Below are 14,281 nucleotides of genomic sequence, written 5' to 3'. Positions count from 1 at the left end.
CCTCGCCGAAAACAGATCAAAAAACCAACGGCCAGCTATCTATATGCCAGGTTGGCGAGCATTGTTCCGACTCCCCTGGGTCAAAATGATTCCCCAATGGCCGTCGGACAAGTCTCTACCTAAGTCAAAATGGACCAAACAACGCTGATCCCCGTAGCGCGCGATTATCTAGTAGCCCGCGAAACAACGCATCAGGGACAACGAAGTATTTGTAGCGAAACCCTGCGTTTTTAGGCATTAAAGTCGTTTTTAATACATTCACGTCTGTAAGAGGAAGGTTACAGGGCCATCATTGACCAAATGCACCTGCATATCCGCGCCAAAACGCCCTGACGCCACCTTGCCATGCATTTGTTGCGCTTGTAACAACAAGTGTTCAAAAAGCGCCGCTCCCAGGGCCGGAGGGGCCGCCGTGGAGAAGCTCGGCCGCAACCCGCTTTTGGTATCCGCCGCCAGGGTGAACTGCGACACCAGCAGCAAACCGCCGCCGATATCCTTCAACGACAAGTTCATTTTGCCCTCGTCGTCGCTGAACACCCGATAGTTAAGCAGCTTGTGCAGCAGTTTGTCGGCGCTCTCGGGCGTATCTGAAGGCTCGACGGCCACCAGCACCAGCAAACCTTGGTCAATCGCCCCTACAACTTCGCCTTCCACCTCGACCCGAGCGCCACTCACCCGTTGCAACAGGCCCTTCATGCTTCTTCTGGCGGCAGATCAAGCAGGCGCCGTGCCATCTCGCCGGTCGCGCGCACCAGCGCATCAGTGATGCCGGGCTCGGACGCGGCATGGCCGGCCTCACGGATCACCTGCAACTCGCTGTTGGGCCAGGCCTGATGCAATTCCCAGGCGTTGTCCAACGGGCAGATCATATCGTAGCGACCATGAATGATTACGCCAGGCAGATGGGCGATCTTGTGCATGTCGCGAATCAGCTGGTTGGGCTCAAGGAAAGAGTTGTTGGTGAAGTAGTGGCACTCGATACGGGCGATCGACAGCGCGCGCTGCGGTTCGGAAAACCGCTCGACATGCTGCGGGCTCGGGCACAGGCCCAACATGCGCCCTTCCCAGCCGGACCAAGCCTTGGCCGCGTGCATCTGGGCGATCTGGTCATTGCCGGTCAGGCGCTTGTGGTAAGCGGCGACCATATCGTGGCGCTCATCTGCCGGGATCGGTGCGAGGTAGTCCTGCCAGTAATCCGGAAACATGCGGCTCGCGCCTTCCTGGTAGAACCAGTGAATGTCCTGCGGGCGAGCCAGGAAAATGCCGCGCAAGATCAGGCCATGCACGCGCTCGGGGTGGGTTTGCGCGTAAGACAGGGACAGGGTCGAGCCCCAGGAACCGCCAAACAGCACCCATTTGTCGATGCCCAGGTGTTCGCGGATGCGCTCAAGGTCAGCGACCAGATCCCAGGTGGTGTTGTTTTCCAGGCTGGCGCGAGGCGTAGAGCGCCCGCAGCCACGCTGGTCGAAGGTGACAATGCGGTACAGGTTGGGATCAAAGTAGCAGCGGCTCTGGGCGTCGCAACCGGAGCCGGGGCCACCGTGGATAAAGACCACGGGCAAACCTTCGGGGGAGCCACTTTCATCGACGTACAGCGTGTGGGTGTCATCGACGGCCAGATCGTGCCTGGCGTAGGGTTTGATCTGCGGGTACCAAGTCTGCATTGCGCGCTCCGTAGGGTGTCGGGTTCATCCCTGAGGGGACGTCTATTATTTTTGCCGTCTGGCATCATAAACCCGAATTGTGCAATGAGCATGTCCTTGAGTACTTAGACCTGTGTCAGCCGCTCGCTCCTCACGTAAGACAACAGGTAGTCGTACAGCTGATCCACCTCCGGCGCCTGGCCGCGCGCGCGCAAACAGCCGTGGACCAAGCCTTTGCCGGGATACAGCACGGCCTCGACGCCCGCCGCTTGCAGGCGTTCGGCATACAGCATGCCGTCGTCGCGCAGCGGGTCGAACTGGGCCACGGCGATCAGCGCCTTGGGCAAGCCGCTGAAATCCTCGGCCAGCAGTGGCATGGCATAGGCCGACGGCTTGCCCGCCCCCTGCAGGTACAGCGCCAGGTAGTCGCCAGTGTCGGCGGTACTGAGCAGCGGCGCGTCCATGCAGTCACGGCGCGACGGCAAATCGGCCGGCCCGCCCAACCCGGGATAAATCAGCACCTGGGCGCAGGGCAGCGGCAGGCCGTCGTCGCGCAGGCCCAGGCACAACGCCGCCGCCAGATTGCCGCCCGCGCTGTCACCGATCACCACCAAGCGCTGCAGGTTGATGGCGTGCGGCCCCTGCCCCGCTTGGATCGCCTGCCAAACCGCGCGGCAATCTTGGTACGCCGCCGGGAACGGATGCTCCGGCGCCAGACGGTAGTCGATGGCAATCACCAGCACCTGCAGCGCGCTGGCCAGTTCGAAGCAGATGAAATCATGGGAATCCAGCCCGCCGACCACCCAGCCGCCGCCGTGCATATAAAGGAGGCATGGCCAGCCTTGCGCTGGAGGGGTCGTTGCGGGGTGATAGCAGCGAACCTTCACCCCGCCAAGCGTAGCGTCCGAGACTTGCAGCTCATCAGGCTGCGCCGGGGTGAACGCCTGGCACATGCGATCGTAGTTCTGGCGCAAGCCGGCCAGCGATGAATCGTCACTGGTGAAGGACTCAGTCTTGGCAACAAAGGCCGCCATCTGCGGAGAAATCGGGTACATGCGCAAATATCCCTATCAATGGAAATCAACCTGTGGGAGCGGGCTTGCTCGCGAAGGCGGTGTATCAGTCGCCTGATGAGTGGCTGACCCACCGCCATCGCGGGCAAGCCCGCTCCCACATTTGCTCGTGCCCGGCTTAGGGTTTTAGGCTGGCTTGCACGGCCGCCGCGCCATCGCCGCCATCAAACGCCGTAACACCCGCCAACCAGCGCTGCAAGTCCTCGGGGTGGTCGCGCAGCCATTGCTTGGCAACCTCCTGGGGCGATTGGCGTTCCATGATCGGCACCATCAGTTGGCTTTCCTGGGCGGCGGTGAAGGTCAGGTTGGTCAGCAAGCGGTTGGCGTTGGGGCAGCGCTCGGCGAAGTCCGGCGCGGTGACGGTAGAAACCGTGGCGCGGCCTTCGTCGGCGCCGAACACATCTTCGCTGCCGGTGAGGTAGGCCATTTTCATGTTGATGTTCATCGGGTGCGGGGTCCAACCGACAAACACCACGAACTCCTTGCGATTCACCGCGCGCTGCACCGCCGCCAGCATCCCCGCTTCACCGGACGCCACCAGCTTGAAGCCGCCCAGGCCGAAATGGTTGGTGTCGATCATTTTCTGGATGTCGGTATTGGCGCCACTGCCAGGCTCGATGCCGTAGAGCTTGCCGCCCAGTTTGTCTTTGAAGCGGGCGATATCAGCAAAGGTTTTCAACCCAGCGTCGGCTACGTATTGCGGCACGGCCAGGGTGGCTTGGGCGTCAGACAGGCTGGGCGTGTCGAAGACCTTGACCTGCTTGGCGGCCAGGAACGGGGCGATGTTGTTGTCCATCGCCGGTTTCCAGTAACCGAAGAAGATATCCAGGCGCTTGTCGCGGATGCCAGCAAAGATGATCTGCTGCACCGCGCTGGTCTGTTTGCTGTCATAGCCCAGGCCGTTGAGCAGCACGTCGGCCATTCCGGAGGTGGCGACCACGTCGGTCCAACTGACCACGCCCATGCGCACGGTTTTGCACGACGCAGGTTCTGCGGCCATGGCGTGCGCACTGAGTAGCGCGGCGCCGGTGAGGGTCAACAGGTAGCGGTTGAACAGTCTTTTCATGGAAAGAGGTCTCACTCGGCAGCTTTTATTGTGGGGAGTGGCGTCTAGCGCGCCGTGCCCAGCACCTTACCCGGCGAAACCTTATTTAAAGAGACCTACAGCGACCCTGTTTTGCACTGGGGCGACTGTGGTATTGCAGAACAAAACGCGTGGCGACACTTTTACAGAACGCTCCTTCCCCCCCAAAAACAGCAGGGAGTTATCATGTAAAACCTACACTGTCTACTGTTACATATACCAGTAGACGCCGCGCGCCGTTCAAACTTTAATCACACGAGGCACGGAGAAGCTCAGTCAGTCGAGTTCATGATCAGGAGAAACACATGACTACGCAAGACACTCAGGTTTTTGGACCGGAAAGTTTTGAAGCAACCCTATATTTTTCAACCTCTGAAGAACACTTCAAAGCAAACAGAGTCAGCGTAGAAGAAACCACTACGCCTTCAGGTGTTGTCTGCTGGACCCTTAAGGCTTATGAAGACACGCAGGACAAAAAAGACGGTACTACTGAAATAAACACCCTCCGACTTCATATAAAGAAAGACTTCGCGGGCGGCCCCGTTCAGATTGTTTCAGCGCTGTCTCCACCCGACATACGAGAAAATTCGGCAGCCTACTATAAATTGAAAGACAGCCCGGACGATGATGACGACTTGGTCGACACGGCTTATGAATTCCCGTCCATCAAAGGCGAACTTGTCTACTCATGGCCAGACAATAGAGCACGCATTACTGGCGCTTTTAACTTCAAGGTCAAAAATCCAGACAACACGACATTTGAAATCAAAGGTGCTTACAACATTCTCAATAAAGGCATGCACTCAATTTAAATGTGCACTTGTTAACATATCAATATAACAGTGCGAGTTACCGTCCCCGAGAACTCGCACTTTAATTACCTTGAATAACGCTGCCGCCCCCAACCTAAAAACCCTTCCAGCAACTGCTTCAACACCACCCGCGTCGGCTCAGCCAAATCTGGCCGATAACGAAACGGCTCAAACTCTTCCATATAAGCGCTCTGGCACAACTCCAACTGCACGGCGTGGATATCCTGCGCCGGGTCGCCGTAATGCCGGGTGATGTGCCCGCCCTTGAAGCGCCCGTTGAGCACGTGGGTGTACTGCGGATGCGTGGCGCAGATGGCTTCCAACTGGCTCGCCAGCTGGGGGTCGCAAGCCGCGCCGTTGAAGGTGCCGAGGTTGAAGTCCGGCAGCTTGCCGTCGAACAGGTGCGGGATCACCGAGCGGATCGAGTGCGCATCAAACAGCAATGCGTAGCCGAACTCGGCTTTGAGCCGCGCCAGTTCCTCTTGCAGGGCGCGGTGGTACGGGCCCCAGATCTTTTGCAGGTAGGTGGCGCGCTCCTCTGCCGACGGCTCCAGGCCTTCGCGGAACAGCGGCACGCCGTCGAACAATGTCGCCGGGTACAGGCCGGTGGTGGCGCCGACGTACAGCGGCTTGTCGTCCGATGGCCGGTTCAGGTCGATCACAAACCGCGAGTACTCCGCCGACAGGGTGCTGGCGCCCAGCGCCTCGGCAAAGTCATACAGCGTGGGGATGTGCCAGTCGGTGTCCGGCAGGCTTTGCGCCTCGGGGATCAAGCCGGCTTCGACCGCAGGCGTCAGGCGCAGGCCGGCATGAGGCATGCTGATCAGCAGCGGTACGCGGCCTTGTTTGAAGTTCAGAACCTTATCCACAGCAGTACTCCTCGTTCACAAAGGCAGCCTTAAACAGTGACATCGACGCCGTGGCGCACAACGCGTTTATCCAGCTCACCGCCGAGCCAGTAGGCCAAGTCGGCGGGGCGATCAATCTGCCAAGCGACAAAATCAGCGACCTTGCCCACTTCCAGCGAGCCATGGGTATCGCCCATGCCCAGCGCGGTAGCCGCATGCTGGGTGGCACCGGCCAGGGCTTCTTCCGGGGTCATGCGCAGCAGCGTGCAGGCCATGTTCAGCATCAGGCGCACCGACAAGGCCGGCGAGGTGCCGGGGTTGAGGTCACTGGCGATGGCAATCTTCACGCCGTGCTTGCGCAGGGCATCCATCGGCGGCAACTGGGTTTCACGCAGAAAGTAGAACGCACCCGGCAACAGCACCGCGACGGTGCCGGAGGCAGCCATGACGATCGCGTCATCTTCGGTCATGAATTCCAGGTGGTCCGCCGACAGCGCGTGGTAACGCGCGGCCAGGCTGGAACCGTGCAACGACGACAGTTGCTCGGCGTGCAGCTTCACCGGCAGGCCGAGTTGCTGGGCAACCTTGAAGACGCGCTCAACCTGCTCCGGGGAAAACGCTAGGTATTCGCAGAACGCATCCACCGCGTCCACGAGCCCTTCCGCGGCCAGGGCCGGCAGCATCTCGGCGCAGATGTGGTCGATGTAATCGTCGGCGCGATCCTTGTACTCCGGCGGCAACGCGTGGGCCGCCAGGCAGGTGGCGCGCACGCTGACCGGCAGCGCTTCGCCGAGGCGACGGATCACCCGCAGCAATTTACGCTCACTGGCCAGGTCCAGGCCGTAGCCGGATTTGATCTCCACCGTGGTCACGCCGTCACGCAGCAAACTGCGCAGGCGCTTGTGCGCGCTGGCAAACAGTTCATCTTCAGTGGCGGCGCGGGTGGCGCGCACGGTGCTGGCAATGCCGCCACCCTTGGCCGCGATTTCGGCGTAGCTCACGCCTTCAAGGCGCTGCTCGAATTCGCCGCTGCGATTGCCGCCGAACACCGTGTGGGTGTGGCAGTCGATCAGCCCGGGGGTGACCCACGCGCCTTGCAGGTCATGCACCTGGGCGTAATCCGCCGGCGGCACTTGGCTGCGGGGGCCGACCCACTCGATGAGCTGGCCTGCAGTGACCATGGCGGCATCCTCGATGATCGAGTACTTGCCGCCTGCCATGGTTGCGACGTGGCAGTGTTGCCAAAGCGTTTTCATCAACGCCTCCCTAAGTTAACGATGAGACAAAGCCGTGTCGTAATGGACCTTGGCCGTTTGCCCGGCAGCGGGTTTGACCCACAGCAGATAGGCCAGAACCAGCAGCACGATCCACACGGCGCCGACCAGCAAAGCGGCCTGGGTGTCCGGGAAGTAACCCAGCACACCAAACACGAACAGCATGAACACGATGGCAGCCGCGGGCGCATACGGCCAGAACGGTACCGGGAATTTCAGCTCGGCGACCTGTTCTTTGGTCATCGAGCGGCGCATCGCGACCTGGGTGAACAGAATCATCAGCCACACCCACACGGTGGCGAAGGTGGCAATCGAGGCGATCAGCAGGAACACGTTTTCCGGGATCAGGTAGTTGAGCACCACGCCGCCAAGCAGCGCCGCGCCCATCACCACCACGGTCATCCACGGCACGCCTTGCTTGGACAGCTGGGCAAAGCCCTTGGGCGCCTGCCCTTGCTGAGCCAGGCCGTACATCATGCGGCCGGCGCCGAAGATGTCGCTGTTAATGGCCGAGACGGCCGCCGAGATCACCACGATGTTGAGGATGGTCGCTGCCGAGCCGATGCCGAGGTTGCTAAAGATCTGCACGAACGGGCTGCCCTCGCTGCCGATCTGCGGCCACGGGTAAATCGCCATCAGCACAAACAGGGTCAGCACGTAGAACAACAGGATGCGCAGCGGCACTGCGTTGATCGCCTTGGGGATCACGCGCTGCGGGTCTTTGGCTTCACCGGCGGTGATGCCGATGATTTCGATGCCGCCGAAGGCAAACATCACCACCGCGAACGAGGCGATCAGGCCGCCGATGCCGTTGGGCATAAAGCCGCCGTGGGCCCACAGGTTGCTCAGGCCGCTGGCCTGGGTATCGCCGGCCGAATGGATGCCGAACAGCATGATGCCGAAGCCACCGAGGATCATCGCCACAATGGCGCCGACCTTGAGCAACGACAGCCAGAACTCCATCTCGCCAAACACTTTGACGTTGCACAGGTTCAGGCCGCCGATCAAAAACACGATGCCAAGCACCCACACCCAGCGCGCAACTTCGGGAAACCAGAAGCCCATGTAGATGCCAAAGGCGGTGACGTCGGCCAGACAGACGATGATCATTTCAAACGCATAAGTCCAGCCGAGGACGAACCCGGCCATAGGCCCCAGGTAGGTGCTGGCGTACTGGCCGAAGGAGCCGGAAACCGGGTTGTGCACAGCCATTTCGCCGAGGGCGCGCATAACCATGAATACCGCGGCGCCGCCGATCAGGTAGGCCAGCAGCACGGCGGGGCCGGCCATCTGGATGGCTGAGGCGGAGCCGTAGAACAGCCCGGTGCCGATCGCGGAACCGAGTGCCATGAAGCGAATATGTCGGGCGCTAAGCCCGCGTTTCAAACCTTTTTCTTGCTGGTGCATTTCTCGTCCCTAATTATTCTTATGAGGAGAAGATCGTTCCCTCGCGCTGCGTGGGAAGGCCGCCTTGGACGCTCTGCGTCCGCTTTCGGAGCCGTGACGCGGAGCGTCACAGGAGGCGTTCCCACGCAGAGCGTGGGAACGATCAGCGTGTTAGAGACTTGGTAGCAACTTGGCCGGCACCAGCTCATTCAGGCAGCGGGTGGCGAGCAGTTCGCTGGCGGCATTGATGTCCGGGGCGAAGAAGCGATCCTTGTCGTAGAAGCCCACTTTGGCGCGCAGGATGCCACGGGCTTTTTCCAACTTCGGCGAGGTTTTCAGGCCATCGCGCAGGTCCAGGCCCTGGCACGCGGCCAGCCATTCCACCGCCAAAATGCCACGGGTGTTCTCAGCCATTTCCCACAGACGCTTGCCTGCTGCCGGCGCCATCGACACGTGGTCTTCCTGGTTGGCCGACGTCGGCAAACTGTCGACGCTGTGCGGATGGGACAGTGCCTTGTTTTCGCTGGCGAGCGCGGCGGCGGTCACCTGGGCAATCATGAAGCCGGAGTTGACCCCGCCATTGCCCACCAGGAACGGCGGCAGTTGCGACATGTGCTTGTCCATCATCAGCGAGATACGGCGCTCACTCAGGGAGCCGATTTCGGCGATGGCCAGCGCCATGTTATCAGCGGCCATGGCCACCGGTTCCGCGTGGAAGTTACCACCGGAGATCACGTCGCCTTCGGCTGCAAACACCAGCGGGTTATCCGACACGGCATTGGCTTCCACCACCAGCACTTCGGCAGCCTGGCGGAACTGGGTCAGGCAGGCGCCCATGACTTGCGGCTGGCAGCGCAGGGAGTACGGGTCTTGGACTTTGTCGCAGTTCTGGTGCGACTGGGACACCTCGCTGCTTTCACCGAGCAGGTCGCGATAGGCCGCAGCCGAATCGATCTGCCCACGCTGGCCACGTGCGGCGTGGATACGCGCGTCAAACGGCGAGCGTGAGCCGAGTACCGCTTCCACGGTCAGGCCGCCGCAGGCCAGCGCGCCGGCGAACAGGTCTTCGCCTTCGAACAGGCCACGCAAGGCGTAGGCGGTGGACACTTGGGTGCCGTTGAGCAGCGCTAAGCCTTCTTTGGCGGCGAGGGTCAGCGGCGTCAGGCCGGCGACTTTCAGTGCTTCGGTGGCTTCCAGCCATTCGCCTTTGTAGCGCGCCTTGCCTTCGCCCAGCAGTACCAACGACATGTGCGCCAACGGCGCCAGGTCGCCGGAGGCACCGACCGAACCTTTGAGCGGGATGTGCGGGTACACCTCGGCGTTGATCAGCGCGATCAATGCGTCGATGACCTGGCGGCGGATCCCGGAGAACCCACGGCTGAGGCTGTTGACCTTGAGCACCATGACCAGCCGCACCAGCGCGTCGCTGATCGGCTCACCCACGCCGGCGGCGTGGGACAGCACCAGCGAACGCTGGAGGTTTTCCAGGTCCTCACTGGCGATGCGGGTCGAGGCCAGCAGGCCGAAACCGGTGTTGATGCCGTAGGCGGTGCGGTTCTCGGCGAGAATCTGCTCCACGCAGGCAACACTGGCTTCGATCTGCGCCGTGGCGCTGTCATCCAGGCTGAGGGTTACCGGCTGCTGGTAGATAGCCCGCAGTTGGGCAAGGCTCAATTGGCCTGGAATCAGATTTAGCGCAGTCACATTCATGCTCCTTGTGAATTATTTTTAGTGCAAATTAGGTAATACGTGGTGCAGCAAAGCGGTGTCTTTAAGCAACGCGGCGGCACTCGCGATGTCTGGCGCCAACCAGCGGTCCTGCTCGTAGGCCGGGACCTTTTCACGCAGCAGGCGCCAGGCGCTGTGGGTGCCCGCGCCGAAACGCTGGTCCTTGAGAAACTCGAAAGCCTGGGCCGCCAACAGGTATTCGATGGCGAGAATCTGGGTAACGTTGGCCAACAGCTGGTGCAGCTTGAGCGCGGCGTTGGTGCCCATGCTCAGGTGGTCTTCCTGCAGGCCCGAGGTGACGAAATTGTCGAGCACCGCCGGTTGCGCCAACTGGCGGTTTTGCCCGCACAGCGAGGCGGCGACGTACTGCACGATCATCATCCCGGAGTTAACCCCAGGGTTGCTGACCAGGAACGCCGGCAAGCCGCTGACGTGCGGGTTAATCAGGCGGTCCAGACGGCGCTCGGCCACCGAGCCGATTTCGGCCATGGCGATGGCGAGCATGTCGGCCGCCAATGCCACGGACTGCCCGTGCGGGTTGGCCTGGGACACCACGCGGTAGTTATCCGGCGTGCCCAGCAACAGCGGGTTATCGGTGGCGCTGTTAAGTTCGGTCTCGATCTGGCGGGTGGCGTGTTCAACTTGGTCGCGCGCCGCGCCGTGAATCTGCGGGATCGAGCGGATGCTCAAGGCGTCCTGAGTACGAATGCCCTTGCTGCTGGCGATCACTTCACTGCCATCGAGCAAGGCGCGCAGGTTGATGCCGACTTGCTGCATGCCCGGGTGCGGCTTGAGGGCGATGATGGCTTCGTCGAAGGCGTCGATCTGGCCGCGCTGGGCCTCAAAGCTCATGGCGCCGATCACGTCGGCCCATTGCAGCAAGTGGTGGGCGTCGGCCAGGGCCAGGCAGCTCAGGCCGGTCATGCACGGCGTGCCGTTGACCAGGCACAGGCCGTCTTTGGCGCCGAGTACCACAGGCTGCAAGCCTTCTGCGTGTAATGCTTCTTGCGCTGTCACGATCTGACCGCGATAGCTCACCGTGCCGACACCGAGCAAGGCCACGCCGACGTGGGCCATGTGGGTCAGGTAGCCCACCGAACCCTGGGACGGTACTTGCGGGGTGATGCCGTGGTTGAGCAGCGCCAGCAGCGAATGCACCACCTGCGGGTGCAGGCCGGATTTGCCGTGGCTGTAGTTGATGACAGCCGCGCAAATGATCGCACGGGTTTGCTCGTCGCTGAGCACCGGGCCGACGCCACAGGCGTGGCTCAAAAGCGTATTGCGCGACAGCTGGCTGAGTTGCTCGCCCTTGAGCGACACATTGCACAGCGCGCCCAGGCCGGTGTTCACACCATAGGCGCGCTCACCGCTGGTGACGATGCGCTGCACGATGGCCTGGGCATTGTCGATGCGCGCCCAGGCGTGGCCCGAGAGTTCGATCTCGGCGCCGAAGCGGGCGACGGCGACCACGTCCTGCCAGCGCATGGGGGCGTCGGCGATGATGATTTTTGCTGCCTGGGACATCTTAAGCCTCTTGAATTGATCGTTCCCACGCTCTGCGTGGGAATGCCGCCTGGGACGCTCCGCGTCCCGCTATCAGGTGTGACGCAGAGCGTCACGGGATGCATTCCCACGCAGAGCGTGGGAACGATCACTTACACCACCGCCGCCCGCCGCTGAACAAACCGGTCCACATACTCATCCGCCGGCGAATGCAGGATCTCGCGCGGGGTGCCGACCTGGATCAGCTTGCCGTCCTTGAGGATCGCGATGCGGTTGCCGATGCGCACGGCCTCGTCGAGGTCGTGGGTGATGAACACGATGGTTTTGTGCAGGGTCTTTTGCAGCTCGAGCAACTGGTCCTGCATCTCGGCGCGGATCAGCGGGTCGAGGGCGCTGAACGCTTCGTCCATCAAGATGATGTCGGTATCCGCCGCCAAGGCGCGAGCCAGGCCCACACGCTGGCGCATGCCGCCGGACAGCTGGTGCGGGTATTTGTTTTCGTAGCCTTTGAGGCCTACGGTTTCGATCCAGTGCAGCGCGCGTTCGGCGCAGACCTGCTTGGTTTCGCCACGCACTTTCAGGCCGTAGGCGACATTGTCGAGCACGCTCTTGTGGGGCAGCAGGCCGAAGCTCTGGAACACCATGCTGATCTTGTGCCGACGGAATTGGCGCAAGGCTTCCATGTCCAGTTGCAAGATGTCTTCACCGTCCACCAGGATCGCGCCGCTGGTAGGGTCGATCAGGCGGTTGAAGTGGCGCACCAAGGTGGATTTGCCGGAGCCCGACAGGCCCATGATCACGAAGATCTCGCCGGTGCCGATGCTCAGGGACAAGTCATTTACGCCGACCACGCAACCTGTCTCGGCCAGTACCTGGTCCTTGGTCTTGCCCTGGCCAACCAGCGCCAGGGCTTCCTTGGAGCGGTTGCCGAAGATCTTGAAGACGTTTTTAACTTCAATTTTGCTGACAGTACTCATTTGCTCGCCTCATGCCGTGGACGACCATAGGCCTGGGTAATGCGGTCGATGACCACTGCGAGAATCACAATCGCCAGACCGGCTTCGAGGCCACGGCCGACGTTGAGGGTCTGGATGCCGACGAGCACGTCTTCGCCCAAGCCACGGGCACCGATCATCGAGGCGATCACCACCATCGACAGCGCCATCATGGTGGTCTGGTTGATCCCGGCCATGATGCTCGGCAGGGCCAGCGGCAGTTGCACCCCAAAGAGTTGCTGCCAGCGGTTGGCACCAAAGGCGTTGATGGCTTCCATGACTTCGCCGTCGACTTGGCGAATGCCCAAATCGGTGAGGCGAATCAGCGGCGGTGCGGCGTAGATCACCGTGGCGAAAATCGCCGGCACCTTGCCCAGGCCGAACAGCATCAGCACCGGGATCAGGTACACGAAGCTCGGCATGGTTTGCATGATGTCGAGCAACGGCATCAGCACCGAACGCAGGCGATTGCTGCGCGCCGACAGAATGCCCAGCGGAATGCCGATCAGCACCGAGATCACCGTGGCGACCATCATCAAGGCCAGGGTTTGCATCAGCTTGTCCCACAGGCCAACCGCACCCACCAGAAACAGCAGGCCGACGATCACGGCCGTGGTCACCACCTTGCGGGTGGCGTGCCAGGCGATGCCGCCGACGATGGCCAGCATCAGCCACCAGGGCGCTGCGCGCAGCAGCCCTTCCAGGTTGACGATGGCCCATAGCAGGGTGTCGGAGATCTGCCGGAACACATCGCCGTAGTTGGTGACCAGCGAGTCCACCCAACCGTTGACCCAGTCGGCGATGGAAAACGTAAAACTCTCAGGAAACATATCGTGCTCTCGATCCAGTGGGTTGTGGCCGGGCGCCCGGTTGCCTGTTCAGACAACCGGGAACGCTCGCCCTACAAGGCCGCGTCGATTTTCTTGGCTGCGTCGTCGCTCACCCATGCGTGCCAGACTTCAGGATGTTCCTTGAGAAAAATTTTCGCCAGTTTTGGCGACTCAATTCGCTCTTTGGCCATGCGGCCCAGGTTCTGGTTCAGCAGGTCGATCGGCAGGTTGACCTTCTCCAGCACCGCCACCAACTCCGGCGCTTGTTCGTGGAAGGTCTTGGACAAGCCGACCTTGATGCTCACGCTTTTATCCACACCGGGCTTTTCTTCCAGCTTGACCAGGTCCACCTGGCCCATCAGCGGAGTGGGCGACCAGTAGTAGAACAGGATCGGCTCGCCACGCTTGTAGCTCGACAGCACCGCCGCATCCAGCGCCGGGCCGGTGCCTGGGCGGAAGTTGGTGTAGGTGCTTTCCAGGCCGTAGCTTTTGAGCATTTCGCTGTTGTCCAACTCACAGGTCCAGCCAGCCGGGCAATTGTAGAAACGGCCTTTGGACGGTTCTTCCTGGTCCTTGAACACCGAGGCGTATTTGGCCAGATCCGCGATGTTTTTCAGGTCCGGCGCCTTGGCTTCCAATTTGCGCTTGGCGTCGCCTTCGATCACGTAACGCGGCACGTACCAACCTTCCACCGCACCGACGACCGGCGCACCCACGCCAACGACTTTGCCGGCCTTCTCGGCCTTGTTCCAGACTTCGCTGCGGCCGACCCACTCTTCAGCAAACACTTGGATGTCGTTGCTGCTCAGGGCGTTTTCCATGGTGATGGAGTTGCCCGGCAGGCTGTCGGTTTTACAGTCGTAGCCTTTTTCCAGCACGGTTTGCAGGATGTCGGTGAGCAACATGCCGCTTTCCCAGTTCAAACCTGCAAATTTCACCGGCTTGCCGGATTCACACCAACCGGCCGCCTGGGCGCCAGCAGAGGCCAGCAAGCCCGCAGAAAACAAGGTGGCCAGCACGGTCTTATTCATCTTCATTGTTGTGACGCTCCCAATCTTGAAATGGATTACGGCAGTCAGTAGGCGTCCTGCCCTGTCCACGTCCC

13 protein-coding genes are annotated in these 14,281 nt (G+C 61.3%); 1 reads left to right on the top strand and 12 read right to left on the bottom strand.

All coding sequences use genetic code 11. The features are described 5' to 3' along the window. Positions 1–258 precede the first annotated feature (258 nt). The 4 genes from dtd to KZH41_RS03210 all read right to left on the bottom strand — a co-directional run bounded on the left by dtd (position 259) and on the right by KZH41_RS03210 (position 3,782). Positions 259–696, bottom strand: coding sequence for a D-aminoacyl-tRNA deacylase (gene dtd, locus KZH41_RS03225; protein ID WP_094949322.1), 438 nt, complete (start codon positions 694–696; stop codon positions 259–261). Next, positions 693–1,664, bottom strand: a complete 972-nt coding sequence (pip, locus tag KZH41_RS03220) for a prolyl aminopeptidase (RefSeq protein ID WP_056860643.1) — start codon at positions 1,662–1,664, stop codon at positions 693–695. Before pip ends, dtd begins: the two co-directional genes overlap by 4 nt. A gap of 104 nt (positions 1,665–1,768) precedes the next feature. After that, entirely contained in the window at positions 1,769–2,698 is a 930-nt protein-coding gene (locus KZH41_RS03215; RefSeq protein WP_263274376.1) for an alpha/beta hydrolase, read from the bottom strand. Positions 2,699–2,834: 136 nt separating this feature from the next. Beyond that, positions 2,835–3,782, bottom strand: coding sequence for a choline ABC transporter substrate-binding protein (locus tag KZH41_RS03210; RefSeq protein WP_263274375.1), 948 nt, complete (start codon positions 3,780–3,782; stop codon positions 2,835–2,837). 323 nt (positions 3,783–4,105) lie between these two features. Here KZH41_RS03210 and KZH41_RS03205 point away from each other — a divergent pair, with 323 nt between their 5' ends. Continuing rightward, positions 4,106–4,612 (top strand): hypothetical protein, encoded by a 507-nt coding sequence (locus KZH41_RS03205; protein ID WP_263274374.1) that lies wholly within the window; start codon positions 4,106–4,108, stop codon positions 4,610–4,612. A 65-nt stretch (positions 4,613–4,677) separates the two neighbouring features. Here the strand turns inward: KZH41_RS03205 and hutG are convergent, their stop codons facing one another. From hutG to KZH41_RS03165, 8 genes are all read right to left on the bottom strand, one after another. After that, positions 4,678–5,481, bottom strand: a complete 804-nt coding sequence (hutG, locus tag KZH41_RS03200; RefSeq protein ID WP_263274373.1) for an N-formylglutamate deformylase — start codon at positions 5,479–5,481, stop codon at positions 4,678–4,680. Positions 5,482–5,510: 29 nt separating this feature from the next. Then, the gene (gene hutI / locus KZH41_RS03195) at positions 5,511–6,716 is read right to left on the bottom strand and encodes an imidazolonepropionase (protein WP_263274372.1); all 1,206 of its coding nucleotides are present in this window, start codon (positions 6,714–6,716) and stop codon (positions 5,511–5,513) included. A 15-nt stretch (positions 6,717–6,731) separates the two neighbouring features. Then, positions 6,732–8,141 carry an amino acid permease gene (locus tag KZH41_RS03190; protein ID WP_094949328.1) on the bottom strand — a complete coding sequence of 470 codons (1,410 nt, stop codon included), beginning with the start codon at positions 8,139–8,141 and terminating at the stop codon, positions 6,732–6,734. 150 nt (positions 8,142–8,291) lie between these two features. Next, a complete protein-coding gene (gene hutH, locus KZH41_RS03185; protein ID WP_094949329.1) occupies positions 8,292–9,830 on the bottom strand; it encodes a histidine ammonia-lyase in 1,539 nt (512 codons plus the stop codon). 18 nt (positions 9,831–9,848) lie between these two features. Next, entirely contained in the window at positions 9,849–11,372 is a 1,524-nt protein-coding gene (locus KZH41_RS03180; RefSeq protein ID WP_094949330.1) for an HAL/PAL/TAL family ammonia-lyase, read from the bottom strand. A 131-nt stretch (positions 11,373–11,503) separates the two neighbouring features. Continuing rightward, complete coding sequence (locus tag KZH41_RS03175; RefSeq protein ID WP_094949331.1) at positions 11,504–12,328, bottom strand: quaternary amine ABC transporter ATP-binding protein; 825 nt, start codon at positions 12,326–12,328, stop codon at positions 11,504–11,506. Beyond that, complete coding sequence (locus tag KZH41_RS03170) at positions 12,325–13,176, bottom strand: ABC transporter permease (protein ID WP_083355696.1); 852 nt, start codon at positions 13,174–13,176, stop codon at positions 12,325–12,327. Before KZH41_RS03170 ends, KZH41_RS03175 begins: the two co-directional genes overlap by 4 nt. Before the next feature lie 71 nt (positions 13,177–13,247). Next, positions 13,248–14,213, bottom strand: coding sequence for an ABC transporter substrate-binding protein (locus KZH41_RS03165; RefSeq protein ID WP_263274371.1), 966 nt, complete (start codon positions 14,211–14,213; stop codon positions 13,248–13,250). Positions 14,214–14,281 lie beyond the last annotated feature (68 nt).

This window comes from Pseudomonas sp. YeP6b (assembly GCF_025642995.1).
In the GTDB taxonomy this organism is placed as follows: domain Bacteria; phylum Pseudomonadota; class Gammaproteobacteria; order Pseudomonadales; family Pseudomonadaceae; genus Aquipseudomonas.
The sequence above is the reverse complement of the archived record's forward strand: the minus strand, read 5'-3'. Positions and strand labels throughout refer to the sequence as shown.

What these genes read in the sequence shown, in the direction of transcription:
- hutH (WP_094949329.1), bottom strand. Translation starts at nt 9,830, where the DNA reads ATGAATGTGACTGCGCTAAATCTGATTCCAGGCCAATTGAGCCTTGCC.
- KZH41_RS03215 (WP_263274376.1), bottom strand. Translation starts at nt 2,698, where the DNA reads ATGTACCCGATTTCTCCGCAGATGGCGGCCTTTGTTGCCAAGACTGAG.
- KZH41_RS03210 (WP_263274375.1), bottom strand. Translation starts at nt 3,782, where the DNA reads ATGAAAAGACTGTTCAACCGCTACCTGTTGACCCTCACCGGCGCCGCG.
- KZH41_RS03175 (WP_094949331.1), bottom strand. Translation starts at nt 12,328, where the DNA reads ATGAGTACTGTCAGCAAAATTGAAGTTAAAAACGTCTTCAAGATCTTC.
- KZH41_RS03180 (WP_094949330.1), bottom strand. Translation starts at nt 11,372, where the DNA reads ATGTCCCAGGCAGCAAAAATCATCATCGCCGACGCCCCCATGCGCTGG.
- hutI (WP_263274372.1), bottom strand. Translation starts at nt 6,716, where the DNA reads ATGAAAACGCTTTGGCAACACTGCCACGTCGCAACCATGGCAGGCGGC.
- KZH41_RS03165 (WP_263274371.1), bottom strand. Translation starts at nt 14,213, where the DNA reads ATGAAGATGAATAAGACCGTGCTGGCCACCTTGTTTTCTGCGGGCTTG.
- pip (WP_056860643.1), bottom strand. Translation starts at nt 1,664, where the DNA reads ATGCAGACTTGGTACCCGCAGATCAAACCCTACGCCAGGCACGATCTG.
- KZH41_RS03205 (WP_263274374.1), top strand. Translation starts at nt 4,106, where the DNA reads ATGACTACGCAAGACACTCAGGTTTTTGGACCGGAAAGTTTTGAAGCA.
- KZH41_RS03170 (WP_083355696.1), bottom strand. Translation starts at nt 13,176, where the DNA reads ATGTTTCCTGAGAGTTTTACGTTTTCCATCGCCGACTGGGTCAACGGT.
- dtd (WP_094949322.1), bottom strand. Translation starts at nt 696, where the DNA reads ATGAAGGGCCTGTTGCAACGGGTGAGTGGCGCTCGGGTCGAGGTGGAA.
- KZH41_RS03190 (WP_094949328.1), bottom strand. Translation starts at nt 8,141, where the DNA reads ATGCACCAGCAAGAAAAAGGTTTGAAACGCGGGCTTAGCGCCCGACAT.